Source organism: Streptomyces sp. NPDC006372, assembly GCF_040612515.1.
Lineage (GTDB): Bacteria > Actinomycetota > Actinomycetes > Streptomycetales > Streptomycetaceae > Streptomyces.
Window position 1 is genome coordinate 18,740 of record NZ_JBEXQJ010000039.1, and the last position, 18,772, is coordinate 37,511.

Annotated in this window: 10 protein-coding genes; 9 read left to right on the forward strand and 1 reads right to left on the reverse strand. The window is 68.6% G+C overall.

All coding sequences use genetic code 11. From position 1 onward, the window contains the following. The first annotated feature begins 110 nt into the window (after positions 1-110). The 9 genes from ABZ016_RS36570 (at position 111) to ABZ016_RS36610 (ending at position 16,308) form a co-directional block, all read left to right on the forward strand. Positions 111-1,073: an alpha/beta hydrolase gene (locus ABZ016_RS36570; RefSeq protein WP_356921039.1), complete on the forward strand. Its 963-nt coding sequence runs from the start codon at positions 111-113 to the stop codon at positions 1,071-1,073. After that, positions 1,070-3,142, forward strand: a complete 2,073-nt coding sequence (locus tag ABZ016_RS36575; protein ID WP_356921040.1) for a caspase family protein — start codon at positions 1,070-1,072, stop codon at positions 3,140-3,142. The genes ABZ016_RS36570 and ABZ016_RS36575 overlap by 4 nt, the downstream gene beginning before the upstream one ends. Then, positions 3,142-4,077 carry an ATPase gene (locus ABZ016_RS36580; RefSeq protein WP_356921041.1) on the forward strand — a complete coding sequence of 312 codons (936 nt, stop codon included), beginning with the start codon at positions 3,142-3,144 and terminating at the stop codon, positions 4,075-4,077. Before ABZ016_RS36575 ends, ABZ016_RS36580 begins: the two co-directional genes overlap by 1 nt. After that, positions 4,058-9,241, forward strand: coding sequence for a NaeI family type II restriction endonuclease (locus ABZ016_RS36585; protein WP_356921042.1), 5,184 nt, complete (start codon positions 4,058-4,060; stop codon positions 9,239-9,241). The genes ABZ016_RS36580 and ABZ016_RS36585 overlap by 20 nt, the downstream gene beginning before the upstream one ends. A gap of 1,087 nt (positions 9,242-10,328) precedes the next feature. Beyond that, complete coding sequence (locus ABZ016_RS36590; protein WP_356921043.1) at positions 10,329-10,610, forward strand: hypothetical protein; 282 nt, start codon at positions 10,329-10,331, stop codon at positions 10,608-10,610. After that, on the forward strand, positions 10,607-11,785 hold the full coding sequence (locus ABZ016_RS36595) for a hypothetical protein (protein ID WP_356921044.1): 1,179 nt from the start codon (positions 10,607-10,609) through the stop codon (positions 11,783-11,785). The genes ABZ016_RS36590 and ABZ016_RS36595 overlap by 4 nt, the downstream gene beginning before the upstream one ends. Continuing rightward, positions 11,772-12,005 carry a hypothetical protein gene (locus ABZ016_RS36600; protein ID WP_356921045.1) on the forward strand — a complete coding sequence of 78 codons (234 nt, stop codon included), beginning with the start codon at positions 11,772-11,774 and terminating at the stop codon, positions 12,003-12,005. Before ABZ016_RS36595 ends, ABZ016_RS36600 begins: the two co-directional genes overlap by 14 nt. A gap of 330 nt (positions 12,006-12,335) precedes the next feature. After that, a complete protein-coding gene (locus ABZ016_RS36605) occupies positions 12,336-14,498 on the forward strand; it encodes an AAA family ATPase (protein WP_356921046.1) in 2,163 nt (720 codons plus the stop codon). A gap of 190 nt (positions 14,499-14,688) precedes the next feature. Next, the gene (locus ABZ016_RS36610) at positions 14,689-16,308 is read left to right on the forward strand and encodes a hypothetical protein (protein WP_356921047.1); all 1,620 of its coding nucleotides are present in this window, start codon (positions 14,689-14,691) and stop codon (positions 16,306-16,308) included. 906 nt (positions 16,309-17,214) lie between these two features. On the opposite strand, the gene adh is transcribed toward ABZ016_RS36610, so the two are convergent. Further along, positions 17,215-18,732 carry an aldehyde dehydrogenase gene (gene adh, locus ABZ016_RS36615; protein WP_356921048.1) on the reverse strand — a complete coding sequence of 506 codons (1,518 nt, stop codon included), beginning with the start codon at positions 18,730-18,732 and terminating at the stop codon, positions 17,215-17,217. Between the last annotated feature and the right edge of the window lie 40 nt (positions 18,733-18,772).

The window sequence follows — 18,772 nt, forward strand, 5'->3', positions numbered from 1 at the left end:
ATGAGACGCAGCCTTTGCTGCCTGCCCGTCGCGCCGTCCGCCCGACCGCCGGTCCCGCAGAGAAGTGTCTTTCGGTTCACCTAAACTGGTAGGCCGACTTGGGGGGGATCTTGAAGCCGCGTCTGGTGTTCGTTCATGGCATCGGCGCGCCGCGCGACGTCGAGGCCGAGCAGGGCGAGTGGCTGCGGGCCTTGGCGGAGGGAGCACGGCGCGCGGGGCATGACCGGTGGGTGTCCGCGCTGACAGGCGGCTGGGGCGCCGACACGCGCTTCGCCCACTACGGCGATCTCTTCCACCGGGCAGGCGCGCAAGGCGCCGACGGGTCCTGGGGCGCCGACGAGGACGAGGCCCTCGTCGCCGAGCTGCTGCTCGAAGCCATCGACGAGCACCTCGTCGATCCCGGCCTCGCCGCACCGGAGCGTCGGGTGTTGCTGCATGCCCGGGCCCGGCTCGCACCGGCCGGGCAGGGCCAGGGGCTCGGCAATGTCGGCCGCCGGACGCTGAACGCGTTGACCACGCTCACGTCCGCTCCTGGCCTGCGTTGGTTCGGCGACCTGGCGAGTTCCCAGCTGACGCTGACGGTTCTCGGTCAGGTCGCCCGCTACCTGAACCGTGGGGAACCGGACTCCTCCGGCGATTCCTTGGACCGGAGGATCCGTGAGCGCGTGGCCGGCTGCCTCGACCAGGACGGTGCCAGCGTGGTCGTCGCCCACTCGCTCGGCACAGTTGTCGCCCTGGAAACCCTCCATGAACACAAAGCGGAAATCCCGCTGTTGGCAACCCTCGGCTCGCCCCTCGGTATGCGGACCGCCGTGCTGCCCCGCACCCGGCCACAGCCGCCGAGCACCCCCGATGTCGTCGGCCGCTGGCTGAACTTCTGGGACCGTGACGACGTGATCGCCGCCCGCCCGGTGCTGGAGGGCTTCATCCGGCCCAACGCGAGCCAGGCGGGCCCGGTGAGCGACCGCGTCGACTCGGACGGGCTGTGGGTGCACCCTGCCGCCAAGTACCTCGCCCACCCGGCCGTCGCGGGCCCGATCGTCGCGGCCCTGGACACCCTCGCGGGACAGTGACCGGGGGCCGCCACGCCCTGGTGGTCGCGGCGCAATGCCCCGATCTGGGCACCCTCACCGAACTCAAGGACGCGGCAAAGTCCTTCCACGCCGTCCTCACGGCGCCGGACGCGGGGGCCTGCGCGACCGGGCACCCGACGCAGACCCTGCTGTACGGGGAGATCCGTCAGTCCGAGATCGAACAGGCGATTCGTGCGGCTGCGCGAGCGGCCGGGCAGGCGGACGCGGTGCTCGTCCTTGCCCTGCTCGGTCACGGGATCGCGTCCGGCGGCAACCTGTACTTAATGGCCAGTGACTCACGGCGGGACGAACTCACGACCACCGTCGACGTTTCATCCCTGCTGAAGCAGGTCGTGGAGACGCCCGGCCTCTCCGGGATCATCACCGTCGTGGACACCTGCCATGCGGCCGGCGCCGTACCCGAGGTCAAGGCCATCGCCTCCGGCATCCGGCAGGGCAACACGCGGATGTCCCTGCTCATGGGCGCGGGCGTCGCGGAGGAGGCGTTCAACCTCCGGTTCAGCCGGACCATCACCAAGATCGTCCGGCAGGGCGTCGAGCGGGCGGCGGAATGCCTCTCTCCCGAGAGCGTCCTGCAGGCCGTCCGTCTGGACGGCGGTGCCGTCGGCCAGGACGTCCACCGGATGGACTGGGACGGCGCCCAGTTCGAGGAGACCGGACTTTGGCTGGCGTACAACCGGCGGCACACGATCCTCCGGGCGGGACGGCTGCTGGGACCATTGGCACTCGCGGCTCTGGCCCGCGCGCTGCCCGCCAGGCCGACCGTCGTCGGCGGCATCGACGGCGGACGTCCGGAGGACGTACTGCTCATGGGTGACATCGCGGACCTGGAGAAGGAAGCGGCCGCCCTCGGTCCTCAGGAGGGCGCACGGGCGCGCGCCGTGATCGAGGCCGTCCGGCACTGCGCGCGCACCCGTTCGCTGCTGGCCGCGTGGCCGGGCAGCGAACTGACCTCGAAGGTGCTGAACCGGTCGCTGGTCACGGCCGCTCCGCAGGCCCAGGGGCTGCCCAGCGCGGCGGGCAACGACCTGCTGCGTGACGCGGTGGAGTACCTGCGACTGCGCGCACCGCTCGTGGCCCAGCGCCCGGTGATTCCCCTCGTGCGCTTCGTCGCCTCCCTCGCCATGACGACGGGCGTGCCGGCCGAGCATCCCGTCCTGCGGCAGTGGGCCGCTGACATCGGCGCGGACATCGACCTCAACGACGCCTTCGAGAAATGGGCGGAACAAGCCCGGGAGATGCGGCTGCGGCTCGTTGTCTCGCTGCACGCCGCCGTGGGCGACGAATGGCCCGAGTCCCTGACGGCGTGGCTGCTCGACGGCGACGCCCACCACCAGCATCAGGAGTTCCCCTGCCGGCCCGACCGCAGCGGGGTCGAACGGCAGATCGGCGCCGCCCTGCGGTGGGCCTCCGGTCTCGCCGACACCCTCGGCTTCCCCCTCAAGAGGGTCGAGATCGCGGCCCCGGCCCCGCTCCTGGTGCAGTGGCGCCCTGAGGAGACCGACTATGGCAGGCGGCTCGGTGACCGGCACGACGTGATCCTGCGCTGGAGCGACCGGATGCAGCCGCCCGAGCATCTGTGGTGGATCAACGACGAGGCCCGGGAGCACCTGCGCGCGATGGAAGCCGCGGCATGCGGCCGGCGCGTCGACTGGCTGGAGGAGAACGACACTCGACCCGACGGGGAGCTGCACAGCCGGCTCAGCAGCCGCCCGCAGGGCCGGGCGGTGGCCCTCGGTCACCGGCCGGCGAAACTCGGCGACATCATGGCGACCCTCCTCGCCGCCTCGCCGATCGTCCTGTGGCCGGAGGGCGGCGGCCGGGTCCCCGAGGACGTCCGCCGGTACGTCGACGAGAGCTGGCATCAACTGCCCCGCAAGTTCTGCACGGCGTACCGCGAGAGCCGGCGGTCCGGCCCGCCCGGCCATGGCTCCGGCTCGTCGGACCAGCGGGACCTGCACCGGCTGCGCGCCGTCTGGGACGACCTGGACTACCTCGAATTCTGCCGCTGGTTCCAGAAGTACACGACCGAGGGGGAGACACCCTGATGACCTGGCAGCCTTTCTACGTCGGGCACGGCCGTCCTCCCGAGCAGGCGCGCCCGCTCGATCCGGCGCCGCCTTGGAGGGAGTTCCCGCGCCGACCGCTCCACAAGCAGTTCGTGCCGCAGCCCGGACTGGTGGAGGCCGTGAACGCCGCATTGCTGTTGCGCCGCCCGCTCCTGCTGACGGGTCCGGCCGGCTCGGGCAAGTCCACGGTGATCGAGCAGGTCGCCGTCGAGCTCGGTCTGGGGCCCGTGTTGCGCTGGCACATCACCTCGCGGAGCACCCTGGGCGAGGCCCTCTACCGGTACGACGCGCTCGGCCGAATTCACGCACAGCGGCTGGAAGGTCGCAACGGCAGCGACGACATCGCGCCCTTTCTCCGCATGGGTCCGCTGGGCACCGCCCTGCTGCCTGGCCGGCACCCGCGGCCCCTGCTCGTCGACGAGATCGACAAGAGCGACCTCGACCTCCCCAGCGACCTGCTGGACGTGCTGGAGCGTGGGGAGTTCGAGATCCCCGAGCTCGCCCGCTACGCGGCAGAGGTGGTCGCGGTCCGCGAATGGGACGGCGATCACCGTCATGACATCGAACGGGGAAGGGTTCAGTGCACCGAATTCCCCTTCATCGTGATGACCAGCAACGGTGAACGCGACTTCCCCGCCGCGTTCCTGCGCCGCTGCGTACGCTTCACCATGCCGCGGCCCACGGTCGAGACCCTGACCAGGGTCGTCGCTGCGCACCTCGATGAGGACACCGCGGGGGCGACCACCTCACAGCAACTGATCACCGCCTTCGTCGCCCGCCTGGAGGCCGGCGAGAACCTCGCGGTGGACCAGCTGCTGAACGCCGTCCATCTCCTCAGCTCGGACAACGCCCCCGACGAGGACCGCCGACGGGACATCGAGGAACTGCTGCTGCGTGAGCTGTCCCGTGCCTGACGAGCCCGGCGCGTCTGAGGGCTTGTCCCGGGTGCTGACGGCGCTGCGCGCGGCCGCACCGGACCTGGATGGCACCGCTCTGGCCGAAGTGCTGTGGCTCGCCGCGCGGATGGCGGGTGATTCGGCCGCGGTCCGGGAACAGCCGACGGATCCGCGGCCCGACCGGCCCGCGGCGAACCCGGTCAGGCCGGCCCCGACACCGGACCGTTCCGTACCACAGCCCACGGCTGCCGCGCCCGTCAAGTCGCCCGACGCCGGGCGCTCTGGCGCGGCGGCCGGAGCCGACCGGCCCGCCGACCACACCCTGCACGAGCGGCGCACCGGGGAGCGGGACCTGCTCCGCGGCACCGCTCTGCCGGCACCCCGTGCGGCCGCGCTCCCGCAGGCCCTGGAACTCACGCGTGCGCTGCGGCCGTGGAAGCGGCGTTGGCGCGAGGGACGGCGGAGCGAACTCGATGTCGACATGACCGTGGCCGGTTACGCGCGCAGCGGTCAGCTGATCCCCGTCTTCGCCCCCGCCCCTGAGCGGTGGTTCGACGTGACGTTCGTGGTCGACCGTTCGCCAGGCATGCGGGTGTGGCGTGAAACCGTGGAGGAGTTCACGGCGCTCGCCACCCGTATCAGTGCCTTCCGCACGCTCCGGGTCCGCGACCTCACGTTCAGGCCGGACGGCACCCCCGTCTCACCGGGGCGGCTGGGGTCTTCCAGCGGACGCATGCTCGTGGTCCTCGTCTCCGACTGCGCTGCGGCCCCCTGGCGGCGACCCGAGGTGTGGCAACTTGTGCACGCCTGGGCAGGCGCTACACCGACCGCCCTGCTCAACCCCCTGCCCACCAGGTTGTGGCCCGGCACCGGACTGGATCTGCCGATGGTCCGGACGACCCCGACCGTCCCCGGTCCGTACGGCACCCGGCTCCCGTACGACGTCCCGCCGCTGCTCGACATGGGCTCGTCCGACGGGCTCGGCCCCTGGCAGCCGGTCCCCGTCCTGTCTCTGTCCGCTCATTCCGTCGGGCGCTGGTCGCGTGCACTGATGCGCAACGATCCGGCAGGCTGCAGCGCGGTCCTCGTACCGCCCACGGGCCGCCTGCCCGCACGCTCCGTGCCGGCCACCCGGCCCGTGCCGCCCCAAATGCGCGCGCACGGCTTCCTGCGCACCGCGAGCAGGGCGGCGGTCCGGCTCGCCGTGCTCTGCTCCACCTTCGACCGGCTGAGCTCGGCCGTGCTGCACCTGGTACGGGAGGCACTCGTGCCGGAGGCGACGACGGCGGACGTGGCCGAGGTCGTCACGAGTGGCCTGTTCCAGGTCACCGAGGACCGTGACGCGGTGGAGCTCACGCTGACGCGGGCAGCCCAGGAGGTTCTGCGGGAACAGCTGCCCCAGGACGACGTCTGGCGGCTGCACGAGGCACTCGACCGCCATCTCCGGGAGCGCATCGGCGGCGATCCCGGACTGGCGGCGGTGCTGCCCGACCCGGCCGCTTCCCAGGAGCTGCCCGCCGAGCTTCGCCCGTTCGCCCGCGCCTCGCGGGAAACGCTTGAGCTGCTCGGCGTCTCCGTACCGGAGAGGGCCGCCGACCCGCGGACGGTACGGCTGCACCCGCAGCCGGAGCCGGATTCCGCCCCGGGCCCGCACGAACTGCCTCCCGCCCCGGTACCTTTCGTGGGTTCCGAACAGAGGGTCCAGGACCTGGCTCACCTGCTCGTCGCGGCGGGCGACGGGTCCCGCCGGGTGTGCGTGACCGAGCACGGTGCCCGGCCGGGCGCGGGCCGGACCGCTCTGGCCTTGCACATCGCCCACCGGGTGCGGGATTCATTCCCCGACGGACAAGTCTTCCTCGACCTGCGCGGATCGACACCGCACCCCGTCGACGCGGACGCGGCCCTGTACATGCTGCTGACCGCGCTGGGGCAGCCGGCAGAGTCCGTTCCACGGACCACGGACGAGCTCGTGGCGGCCGCCGTCACAGCCCTGCGGGGACGACGGACGCTGGTCGTCCTGGACGACGCGCACGCCACGGGTTTCCTCGACCGGCTGACCGCAAAGGCCCCGTTCTGCGCATGGCTGGTGACCGTACGGGACCCGGGGCGCTCGCCGAGGGGATTCACCACCGTTGGCCTGCGTTCACTGCCGGAGGGGGACGTGTGCGAGATGCTGGCCGCCGTGTCCGGCGCGCGGCTGTCCGGCTCCGACCGTCAGCGGCTGCGTGCGGCCGTTGACGCGAACGGCCCGTGGAGCCCCTTGGCGGTTGAGCTGTGCGCCGCGTGGTTCACGCTCGACGCGACCCGCTCCGTCGATGATCTCATCCGGCTGATCGGCGGAGCCCGGGGACAAACATGGAACGGGGAGGACCGCTTCGTCTTCCTCGGGCAGTTGGCGCGGGTCCTCCCTGAACACCTGAGGGAGGCCGCGGCGCGCCTGGCCGCCGTGGGCACGGGACTACTGACCCTGCACGAGGCCGGGGCACTGCTGGAACGCGACGGACACGGTGCGCGGGAGACCCTGGAACCCCTCGTCCGGGCAGGTGTACTGGAGCGGCGGGGCGTGGACCGGTACCGGTTCCACTCGGCTCTCCACGCCGCGCTACGCCCCGATCCGGGCCGACCCGGGTACGGCCGTGACGGGCGCCCGAGTACGGATGAATGCCTGTCCGACTTCTACCTGGCAGCGGCCTCGATCCTGCACGAAGCTTCTCGCCCGGGGTCCGGCCTCGTACGCCTGCTGGGTGTCCCGGAGGTGTCGGTGACCGCGCAGGTTGCCTCCTCCCTTACGGGCGGCCTGTCCTCCACGTGGGTTGCGAACGCCCTCACGTACGTGGCCGAGGCCGGCGTCCAGGCCGACCAGCACACCCGGAACTCCCTTTCCGAGTTGCTGTTCCTCCTTCGGGACGTCGGCGGATCCGCCCTCCACCGGCGTGACTTCGAGCAGGCTGCGAAAGCGCTCACGGCACCCGTCGCGAAGGGGCTTCCCCCGGAGATCCGACTTGCCCGCCTCGCCGTGGCCAGCGCGCACCATGCGGGTGGCCGGGTGGACGCGGCCGCGCGGGAACTGGAACCGCTGATCCTCGCGGCTGACGGCGTCCGCGACGATCTGTGGACGGGGCACATCTCGTCGCTGTCCGGAGCCCTGGCGCTGGATCGGGGCGCGTTCGCCCCGGCGCGGCGGCACTACGAACGTGCCTGCGCCGCATTCGAGGCACTGCCGGATCCCTACGCACTGGCGGAGGCCCGCCTGGGACTCGCGCGAGCCGAGCTGAACCTCGGCGCGACGTCCCTCGCGCTGGAACTGGCCGAGGCGGTGGCCGGCGTGGACTTCGCCCCCACCCGTGTGCGGCTGGCCCGTGATGCCCGGCACCTCCTGGTCGTCGCCGCCTCGGCGGCAGGGCGGCATGCCCGCGCGCTGGAGGTGCAGACAGAGCTCTGCCGGGTCTACGAGGTCATGGACGAGAAGCCCGCGATGGGCGAAGTGCTGGCCGAGATGGCCGACACATGTCTCCAGCTGGACCGGTCGGAGGAGGCCGTCGAGGCCCTCGAAGCGGCCCTCACCTGCTTCGAACGGCCTGGCCTCGAGCGGGAACGGGCCACCACCCTGGCCATGTACGCTGCGGTACTCACCGGTATGGGCGAGCCGGAACGGGCCCTGGAGGCGCTGGATGAGGCGGTCTCGCTCATGGAGGGGCGTGACAACGCCACAGTGGCGCGGTTGAAGGCCATGAAGAGGGCCTACGGGGTGAAGACCGTGATCGGGCTGGAGCTGACCGGTGAGATCGAGGACGAGGAGGAGGACGCCCGCCTGTCGGACGCTCTGCTGCTGGCTGCTCTCGAGGCGGTCCGCAGCAGCCGTGTCGTCCCCAACATGAACCTCGTGTCGGGAGAGACCATCTCACACGGCTGTCTCTTGATCGCCGACGGCTCGATCGAGACGGCCGCACTCGTGCACGGTCTGGCGCAGCAGCTACCGAGGACCCTGACCGTCTCCGGCTTCCCGTACACCGTGCACATGGCCGTGGACATCGCCCCCGGCGCGCCACCGGTGCGGCACCGCGCCCGCTTGCTGTTGCACGACCACGCCATACGCTCGCTGGCGCGCAGCAGCGCGACCTGGCCGACCGCGCACATGTCCGCAGAGGCGCACGCCGCCATGACGGCCGGAGTACGCGGGAAACAGTTCTTCATCGAGAACACCAGCGTCCAGGCAGCCTCCGGGGCTCGACTGCTCGTTCCGGCAGAGCCGGTGTGGCCGCTGAACGATCCCGACTTGCGCCGTGTCACACTGGCGTGCAAATCAGCGGATCCCGAAGGCCGCCGGATGGGCATGCTGCTGCGCGAGAGCATCGACGCGATGCTCGACACGGAGACGACCGGCCGATTTGACCCCGCTCGTCTGAGCCCCAAGGAGAGGTCAGGGGTCATCACGTCGATCGAGCAAGCCCTGCGGCGCTGGCCCTCCTTCCTGGCAGGTGACTCAACCGATCTCCTTCTCCCCGCGGCCGGGGACGAGGTCGACGCCGTGGGCTTCGACGTCAAATTCTCGTTGTCCGGACGGTGGAGCTTTGCCGCTGATCACCCGGGACGGATCATCGTCCTCATCCAGGCGGACGACCACCGGTCCCGGTGGTCCATGGGAGTGCTCAGGCTGGAACCCCTGCACCTGAACGCCGGAGCCACCACAGACGGCCGTCGAACACTTCGCTCTGACGCGTTGACCAGCGCCGTGCTGTGGTTGCACATGCAGGAGCCGCTGCCGGAGAACCTGTTGCTGCACCTCCCCGCCGAAGACCGGGAGGCCGTCTTCTCCGGGCCCCGTGTCCGCCGCATGGTGCGGTTGTTCGTCCGGGTCCAGGAGCGACCGGTCGCTCCTTCTGCCCTTCGCCAGATCGGAGGAACACACTGGCAGCGACGCCTGCGCGAGGCTGTGCCGGAACTGCGTGAACAGGGAATCCTGCTCCTCGGCCCCCGCGCCGCCGACCGCAGCCTCGCGCGTGAACTGGGTACGGCCGACGGCTCCCGCTCCGACGGGTACGTCAGTGTCCGGCTGACTCGGTACCAGCCGGACCGGCACAGGAATCAGCAGTACATCGAGCTGAATGGCACCCGTTGGGTACGGGCAGCCGTCGATGATCCTGTTGAGCCCTTACCCGAACTGCGCCGGCAGCTTCGCTGATGCCGAAGTTCGAACGATCGGACCGAGCTCGTCGGAAGCTACATGGACCGCTGAACGGCAACGAATGACGCCTGTTCAGCCGGTCGGCTCAATCGGCGCCCGCAGCCTGTGCGGCTGCCAGCTCCTCGCCGCGGCTTCGGTACGCCTCGATCAGATCGCCGTCCGAAATGGGAAGCCCATCTGCGTTGGCCCCGACCGACTCCAGGACCTCGTCCGGTCAGGCCTGAAGGCCCGTCAACTCATCTGCGGCGTCCGGGTCAGCAGGCTGAGCCCGCACTTGTCGCCCTCCGAAAGGTTCTGCCCGTTACCGGTCGGCACGAGAAGTAGCCCGAATGTCACGCGACGCTGTGGAGGTGGGCTTGGCTTTCGCGCGAAGGCCGGAGTTTCCAGCGCTCGCGGGGACGGGGGTTGCAGAGCGGCGGCCTGGGCCTTCCGCGGGCGCGATCCACGGGGAGGGGGTATGTGCCTTGCGCCAGGTAGTGCCGGCCGCCGCTCGTCAGGGCGACGCTCCACTGCCCACCCATCTGGGAGACCAGGACCAGGCCGCGGTTCTGCAGTGCCTGACAGGTGGTCGCCCTTAGTCGATCGGATGCGCGGTCGCAGGAGTCGCTGCAGACTGGGTCGCGTACGCTCCGAGGTCAGCCGCATATGCCCGCATGCCCTGGCATCAGCGGAGACGGAAGCGAGTCCCCGGGAACCCTGGCTCGCCGCATGGCTCCGGCCACGCCAGGCGCCTGTGTCCGCGTGCCGCCCTGATGGCGACGGGCGCGTCGGACCGCGCCGGCCATCAGTCACCGAAGCGACCCACGACAGCCGCATGTTGCTGGAAAGTGAGTGTCAGCGTGGGCCACCACATCATCCGGATCTGTGAGCGACAAGGCGTCCCTGTCCTCGCCGACCGCGCCTATACCGGCCCCCCCACGTCGTCGCTGGCCTCAATCGACCACCCGGGGGCGAACTCACCCGACGTTGCGCTACCGCGGTCCTCCAGCGAAGACGGCGGTGTCCGACTCCCGATCCGGGAACCGGAGGCCAGTTGTAGGCTCCCGCCCTGCCGATCTTTGAATACCGGGGCGAAGCCGCGAAGTTGAAGGTGCTGGCACGGGAAATAGAGGCGGATCAGCACCTCGCCGGAAAGTGCTCCCTCGCCCTCACACCCCTGCAGCAGAACAGGCGCGACTCCTTACGCCACGCCCACTGGGCGGAGATCTCCATCTCCGTCGCCGCCGGACTGGCCACGAACACCCTCTATGACGCCTTGAAGGCACTGGTCGAGCGGGCGCGTGACCGGGGGCCCGTGGAGGAGGCGCCTCCTCGACCGGAAGACGACGACCAGGGTGCGGACGGCTCGGAAGGAGTGAACCGGTGACCGTCCACTCTCCACGTCTACGGAACTCGAGCGGCGCCGAGTTGAATCTGCGCAGCCAGATCCTCTTCCAGGATCAGACCCGCACGCGCACCAGCGATCTTGTGACGACGGTCGGCTCCTGGCACAAGACCTATGTCCACGAGAGCAGCCACTGGGCGCAATATCACGGATCCACTGTCGGCATTCTTCTGAGCCTGCTGCGGCGCACGAGGGGCCAGTTGGCCGCGTACACGATCTCTCACCTGCCCCGACAAGACGTGGAGCATCTCCACGAGAACCGGAGCAGTGGACTCCGCTTTTTCTCCTTCGAGCGCTACCCCAAGCACGCCCAAGGGGAACTGAAATACAGCGAATTGGATTGGCTCAACCTCTACTTCGCCTACTACCTCCTCTTGGACCCGGAGGGCCTGACGGAGTTCGACACCGCCACCTGGGACATGCGGGCGGCAATGGAGCACTCCCTCGAAGAAATGTGGCGCCAGGGTGCGGGCATGGAGATGGTCGAGTGTCCCGATGACGTACGCGTCGGCATCGACGGGCCCCTGGAGCTCGTGCACACCTCCGAGGGCCCGCTCACCACTCGCGTCCTCTTCGAGTGCGCGGCGGTGCTCGACGAACTCTTCCAGTTCGAGGGCGCCTTCATACGGAAAGCTGACCCGGCGCTGCGCGAGTTCTTGCTCGAGGTGCTGAACGGCGAGTATGGGATGCCGTGTCGCCTGGCGCGTGCTCTCGCAGGGCGCACCCTCGGCGGAAGTACCGTCCTGGCCCTCATCGACTTCGCACTGAACCCTGTGGTGCCGGGCTTGAACTCCGACGACCCGTCCGTCGACTGGAAAGAGCTCTACCCTCCCTACCGGTTCGTGACGGCGGCCAAGGCGATGGCGGGCTGGGAGACGGACCTGGAGTTCCAGTATCCGAGCGATGGGAAGCTTGGCTTCCCGTCTGTCCGACCTCTCGACCCTCCGGGAAGCCGCCACGGCCCCCATGCACCTGTCCGCGCGTACGCCTGCCGTGTCCCTCATGTGCGCTTCACGTCTGCTTGCCCTGCGGGAAAGAGACGTCTGTTCAATCTCGCACTACGGCGTCAATTTCCTGGGCGAGAGAGCGACCAGGTTCATCAAGCCCGACCGGGACATGCAGTGGCTGTTCCCGGTGTTCCAGGTGAGTCAGGGTGAGTACCGGTGGCCGGCGGAGCACGCGGGCCTCGATGAGGCGACGGACCTACTGATAGGTGCCGCCGTGGCGTCGGCGTACGACGACATCCTGCACGGCGTCGGCCCTCTCGCTCACGACCACCGTCCCCGCAGCCTCTTCGACGACGTCGGACAGGTCGAAGCGCTGAACCAGGTCCTCAAGGACTCGACGGGACTGGACATGGGCTGGCATCGGACCTGATGCGGACCCATTCACCGCTCCTGGCGCAAAGCCTTCGCTGAGCACCGGTCACGCTGTGCGCCTCGTACATGGCCATCCCTCACCCGGTCCGTCGGCCTATGAGGTGGTGGCCGCATGGGTGCCGTATCTCGGACATTCGGGAGTGAATTCAGATCGATAGGTGACCGAAACTGAATCAAATGCGACCGCTGTGCATTTAGAGAATTATGGTGACAAGATGCGGCCCCAGATCCTGAGGGGGCGACGGCATCTCATGGGGCTTGCGGCTTCCTTTGCTGTGTGTTCCCGCCGGACGTCCCAGGGTGTGTACGAGCGCAGCAGGGAGACGCGATGACCCAGCCCAGTGATCCGCGTGCCATCCCAGGCCCGCGAGACGGCTCCGCCGAACCACACGGGACCGTAGTCCCGGTGCCGCCCCGGCTCACCAAGGCGGTCATCCGCAACTTCCGGCTGCTCCGCAGAACCGAGCTTTCCTTCACGGACAAGGTGACACTGTGCGTCGGACGCAACAACACGGGAAAGACCTCGCTGGCGAAACTGTTCGAATTCTTCGTGGCGAGGAAGAAAGCCGCGCTGCGCATCGAGGACTTCTCCGCCGACTGCTACGAGGAGTTCCTCGCCGCCCATCGCCTCTTCGCCTCGGGTGAGGCGGAGCAGGCGCGCGACACGGTTCCGGCAGTCACCCTCACCCTCCACATCTCCTACGACAAGGACTGCGGCCAGTACGGACCCCTGGCCCCCTTCGTGGTGGACCTCGACCCCGACTGCTCCGAGGTGGTGATCAGGTTCGCCTTCGCGTTGGGGGACGGTGCCCTGAAGGAGTTCTTCGGCGGCGTGCCGGTGGGGCCGGATGTCACCGCCACGCTTGAGCGGCTGGGCAGAGGCATCCCGAAGCACTTCGAGATGTCGGTGATGGCGGTCGACCCGACCGATGAGGCGAACGTCCGACCGGTCGACCTCGCGGACGTGCGCACCCTGGTGAGGGTGGACTTCGTCGAGGCGCAGCGAGGGCTGGACGACGAGGGCGAGGGGCATGCCGCGCCGATCGGAGCGGTCTTCGAGCAACTGCTGACCGCGGCGGAGAAGAGCCAGAACGCGACGTGGCTGGAGGAGCTCGCCGCGAACATCGACAGGACACTCGTGGACACCTCCGGCAGTCTCGACAGCAGCCTCCAGAAGGTCCGCGAACGGGTGGCGCCGACGTTGAAGGCATTCGGCTATCCGGGTCTGGCCAACCAGGAGTTCGTCACGGCCGCCCGGCTGGACTCCAAGAGGCTGCTCAGGAACTTCGCGCGCATTCACTATCCGGGAGTGGCCGGTGTGCGGTTCCCGGAGTCGTACAACGGCCTCGGTACGCGGAACTTGGTGATGATTCTGCTCAGGCTCTTCACCTGCTACCGCGACCACACGGCGACCTCTCCGGAGTCGGGGATCCATCTCGTCTTCCTGGAGGAACCGGAGGCCCATCTGCATCCGCAGATGCAGGAGGCGTTCATCCAGCGACTCACGTACTCCGTCAATCTGTTCCCCCGGATCGACGCTCAGATGAGAGCGACGATGCCCGGGCAAAAGGGAGCGGTCGAGGAGAGCAGCACAGCAATCGATAGCAGCCCCCGGTGGAACGCTCAGTTCGTGGTGACCACCCACTCGGCACACGTGGCCAACCGGGGACACTTCTCCGACATCCGGTACTTCCGGAAGGAGGAGGACACCGTGGAGAGCGGAAGCGAGCCGGGGCCGGCCCGCACCGTCATCAAGGACCTGTCCCAGGTGACCGGCGACGAGAGGTTCCTCCGCAAGTACCTGACCCTCACCCGGGCTGACCTCTACTTCGCGGACAAGGCCATCCTCGTCGAGGGCGCCAGCGAGCGCATCTTCGTCCCGGCTGCGGAGGAGAAGCTGGCGGCGAGGAGGCCCGGAGAGACGCCCCAGCACCAGTACGTGACCTTGATGGAGGTCGGCGGGGCGCATGCCCACAGGTTCTATCCGCTGCTGAAGGTCCTCGGGATCCCAGCCCTGATCATCACGGATCTTGATCCCGTCGACGACAGGGAGCCCAAGATCCGCAAATGCCTGGTGTCCGAATCCGGACGCACGTCCAACCAGTCCATCAGGGCGTGGTCCCCCGAGATGGCCGACATCACGGTGGCCGAGCTGCTGCAGCGGGCCGAGACGGACCCGCCGATCGCCGGCGGCAGCATGTGCCTCGCCTACCAGGTGCCGGAGGAGCCCGGCGGTCCGTGCGGCCGCACTTTCGAGGACGCCTTCGCGCTGGCCAACCGGGCCCTGTTCGGTATCCCCACGGGTGCCGCTCCCTCCGAGGAACTGGAACAACAGGCCCGTAGCAGCGTGGAGACCAGGCGCAGCAAGGCCGACTTCGCCCTCGACCACGTCCTCGGAGACCACGACTGGCAGGTCCCGAAGTACATCAGGCGCGGCCTCGAGTGGCTCATGGCACAGGACGGGACGGCGACGAAGGTGGACGTCCAGTGACGACCGAGGCGAAAGACGTCACGCACACGATCCTGACGGCTCTCCAGGCGGGCCGTCACTTCAAGGTGGAGGCCGGTGCCGGGCGGGCAAGACCAGCTCACTGATCGAGGCGCTCCAGAGTATCCTGGCTGACCGCCCCCGCTACCTCCCGCGGCCCCACCAGCGCATCGCCTGCGTCACCTACACCAATGTGGCCCGTGACGAGATCATCAGCCGTACCGACCGCAGCCCGTACGTGTTCGCCGAAACCATCCATGGTTTCCTGTGGCAGCTGCTCTCCCCTTTCCGCAAGCACCTGTTGCGCCACATCGTCGAGCTGGACATCATGCTGTCGAAGATGGAGGGCCACACCTCACTGGACGGCTACACCGTCGAGTACAGCACCGGCTTCCAGAAAGTGGACCACGACAGCCGTCGGGTGCAGCTGGGTCACAACGATCTGCCCGTCCTCGCGAGAGCGTTTTTCGCCCTTCCCAAGTTCCGGGCCCTGGCTGCCGACCGGTTCCCGATCGTCTTCGTGGACGAGTACCAGGACACCCCCACCGGTCTGGCGGAGGCCATGCTGGGCACGCCGGGCGATGAGGCCACCGCGCGCGGCCCCCTCTGCGGCTTCTTCGGGGACCATTGGCAGCAGATCTACGACAACGCGTGCGGGGCACTCGAGGACGCCCGCCCGACACCGGTCTTCAGACGGCGCAATCGGCGCTCGCAGCGCGCCGTCGTGAACCTCCTGAACACGATGCGTCCCGAACTGACGCAGACCACGGCGTCAGGAGTTGGCGAGGGCACCGTCGCCGTCTATCACACCAACGAATGGGCCGGGACGAGGCTCACCCACCACCGGAAGGGTCAGCTCGGCTGGGACGCGGCCCACGCGGCCCGGAAATGGGTACTGGACGACGTCCGCGACCGGTTATGGAACACCGGGGCATCCGGTCACGATGCCCAGGCGCGGGCGGAGGAGCCCAGTACGAAGATCCTCATGCTCACGCACGAGACGATCGCCGGCGAACTGGGATATCAGAAGCTCCACGGGGCCTTTCGGCGCAACGATTCCTACGTGAGGAAGGAGGACCACGCCATGGCCTTCTTCATGGACACGCTGGAACCGGCCCTGCTCCACCACCGGAACAAGCGCTACGGCGCGATGTTCGACGCACTCGACCCCCGTGGCCGCCCACCCATCAACTCGTCGGCCGACAAGCAGGAATGGATGGCGTTCCTGACGAAACTGGGGGAGGCCCGCAAGACGGGCACGGTCGGCGACGTCCTCGACCTCTGTCTTGAGCAGCAGCTCTTCGACGGCCTGGGGAAGGTGCGCGAGCGTCACCGGAAGGCAGTGTCACCATCCGGCACCGACCCGCAGGTTGTGAGTGACGACAAGGCCGAAGCCCGGGCGGCGGCGCGGTCGAAGGAGTACCAACAACTGCGCCAGGTGCCGTACGCGGAGTTGCTGGCGTTGAACGAGCACCTCGGCGGCGGCACGCCCTTCGCCACACAACACGGAGTCAAGGGACTGGAGTTCAACCGGGTCCTCGCCGTGGTCAGCAAGGGACATTCCCGCTTCCAGATCCCCGAGATGCTGGCTAACTTCTCCCGGCGCGACGAACTGATGGACAAGGAACTGGAGGCGTTCATCAGGGCACGCAACCTCTTCTACGTGGCATGCTCACGGGCCAGAGAGCATCTGGCCATCCTCTTCACCACGAAACTTGAGCCCGCTGCACTGGACACCCTGCAGGAGTGGGTCGGCGAGTCGCGGATTACGCAACTGCGGTTCGACGGGGATACGGTGGTGGGTGGCGAATGAGGGGACGAGGCAGGCCGGACGGATTCCCAGATCGACCCCGGCAAGGGATGCCCTGGGTTGCTGGTTGCCCGGATGTGATCGCCTCATGACGACCTCGGGGAGTCCCCCAGCCGCCGAAGATCACGGAGGAGTGCTCCTTGACCTCCGCCATGTCCGGGACCGCGGCCTCCGCAGGGGTGACTCCAAGCACCGCACCGCTGGCCTGCCTCCCCCCTTGGCTGGCCTCCGAAACCCCGTGATCGATGCCCACGGCGGGCAGGTTCCGGCGCGGGCTTCGGTCACTGATCTGCAGGCCGCTCGGAACCGTAGTGAGCTCGATCTGATGCGGTCAAGGATACTGCTGGCTGGACGCGGGCGACCGCAAGCTGATGGGTGGCTGGCCCCATTGTGTTGTCTCCTAGTTCGGCCAGCGGCCACTGGCGCTTAGGGCGAAAGAGGTGCGCATCGTCTGCTATGACCCAACTGACTTGTCTGAGGCTGTGCCGCACAGTGTGTGTTGTTCGCCATGACTCGTAACGCGCTGCAATACACATAGGATGCGACAGATCAAAGACCGGTACCAGTGCCCCGCCCGTCTCTTCCGTCACTCACGCCAGCCCTCTGAGCAGCGCTTCATCGGGTCCGAGCCAGGTCTGGGCGTCCAGCACGGGGGCGTGTGACAAGCATGGAAAGACTGCCAGGTACCCGCTCTTGATCTCCCCGAACGGGTTGGCGCATTAGTCGCCACCGTCCCGCCGAGGTTGGTCAGGCCAAGCGAGTCTGCTCCTTGGTCCGTGACTGGTCCGGAAGATCTGCCTCGGGCATAGGCATATCGGGAGAAATAGGCCAGCCCGGGGGTGGTGTGACGCGTTGGCGATGAAGGCGCCCAGAGGGCAAAGGCCCTGCTAGGCGCCTACTTCACGTGCCCTAGAAGAACCCAAGTTTCTTGGGCGAGTAGCTACAAAGAACGTTCTTCGTCTGCTGGTAATGGTCCAGCATCATCTTGTGCGTCTCCCGCCCGATCCCCGACTTCTTGTAGCCGCCGAACGCCGCGTGGGCCGGGTAGGCGTGGTAGCAGTTGGTCCACACCCGGCCCGCCTTGATCTCGCGGCCCAGGCGGTAGGCCGTGTTGCCGTCGCGCGTCCAGACGCCCGCGCCGAGGCCGTACAGGGTCTCGTTGGCGAGTTTCAGGGCCTCGTCGACCGAGTCGTAGGTCGTGACCGAGACGACCGGACCGAAGATCTCCTCCTGGAAGATCCGCATGTCGTTGGTGCCGCGGAAGATGGTCGGCTCGATGTAGTAGCCGCCCTCCAAGCCGGGAACCGCACGCGGGTTGCCGCCCGTGACGACCTCGGCGCCCTCCTCACGGCCGATGTCGAGGTAGGAGAGGATCTTCTCGTACTGGTCGTTGCTCGCCTGTGCGCCGATCATGGTGGCCGGGTCCAGGGGGTCGCCGCCGACGATGGCCCGAGTGCGTTCCACGCAACGGGCCATGAACTCGTCGTAGATGGAGGAGTGGATCAGGGCGCGCGACGGGCAGGTGCACACCTCGCCCTGGTTGAGGGCGAACATCACGAAACCCTCGACCGCCTTGTCCAGGAATTCGTCGTCGGCGGCCATGACGTCGGGCAGGAAGATGTTCGGGCTCTTGCCGCCCAGTTCCAGGGTGACGGGGATGATGTTCTCACTGGCGTACTGCATGATCAGGCGGCCGGTCGTCGTCTCCCCCGTGAACGCCACCTTGGCCACACGTGGGCTGGAGGCCAGGGGCTTGCCCGCTTCGACACCGAACCCGTTGACCACGTTGAGGACGCCGGGGGGCAGCAGGTCCGCGATCAGGTCGATGACGTAGAGAAGGCTGACCGGGGTCTGCTCGGCCGGTTTGATCACCACGCAGTTGCCGGCCGCCAGCGCGGGGGCCAGCTTCCACGCGGCCATGAGGATCGGGAAGTTCCACGGGATGATCTGAGCGACCACGCCCAGCGGTTCGTGGAAGTGGTACGCGACGGTGTCGGCGTCGATCTCCGCGATGCTGCCCTCCTGTGCACGGACGACGCCGGCGAAGTACCGGAAGTGGTCCACGGCCAGCGGGATGTCGGCGGCCAGGGTCTCGCGGACCGGCTTGCCGTTCTCCCAGGTCTCGGCGACCGCGATCTTCTCCAGGTGCTCTTCGATGCGGTCGGCGATCCTGTTCAGGACGCCCGCGCGCTCCGCGGTGGACGTGCGGCCCCAGCGGTCGGCCGCCCGGTGCGCGGCGTCCAGGGCCAGGTCGACGTCGGCCGCGGAGGAGCGGGCCACCTCGCAGAAGGACTTGCCGGTCACGGGGGTCGGGTTCTCGAAGTAGCGGCCCTCGACGGGGGCGACCCAGTCGCCGTCGATGAAGTTGTCGTAGCGGCGGGCGAACGTGACGATGCTGCCGTCCGTTCCGGGCTGCGCGTACACCATGGCGGCTCTCCTCGGTGAAGGGCAGGGGGAGGGCGGGTGA

Excerpts from the sequence above, each read along its gene's own strand:
- ABZ016_RS36580 (WP_356921041.1), top strand. The coding sequence starts at position 3,142 with ATGACCTGGCAGCCTTTCTACGTCGGGCACGGCCGTCCTCCCGAGCAG.
- ABZ016_RS36605 (WP_356921046.1), top strand. The coding sequence starts at position 12,336 with ATGACCCAGCCCAGTGATCCGCGTGCCATCCCAGGCCCGCGAGACGGC.
- adh (WP_356921048.1), bottom strand. The coding sequence starts at position 18,732 with ATGGTGTACGCGCAGCCCGGAACGGACGGCAGCATCGTCACGTTCGCC.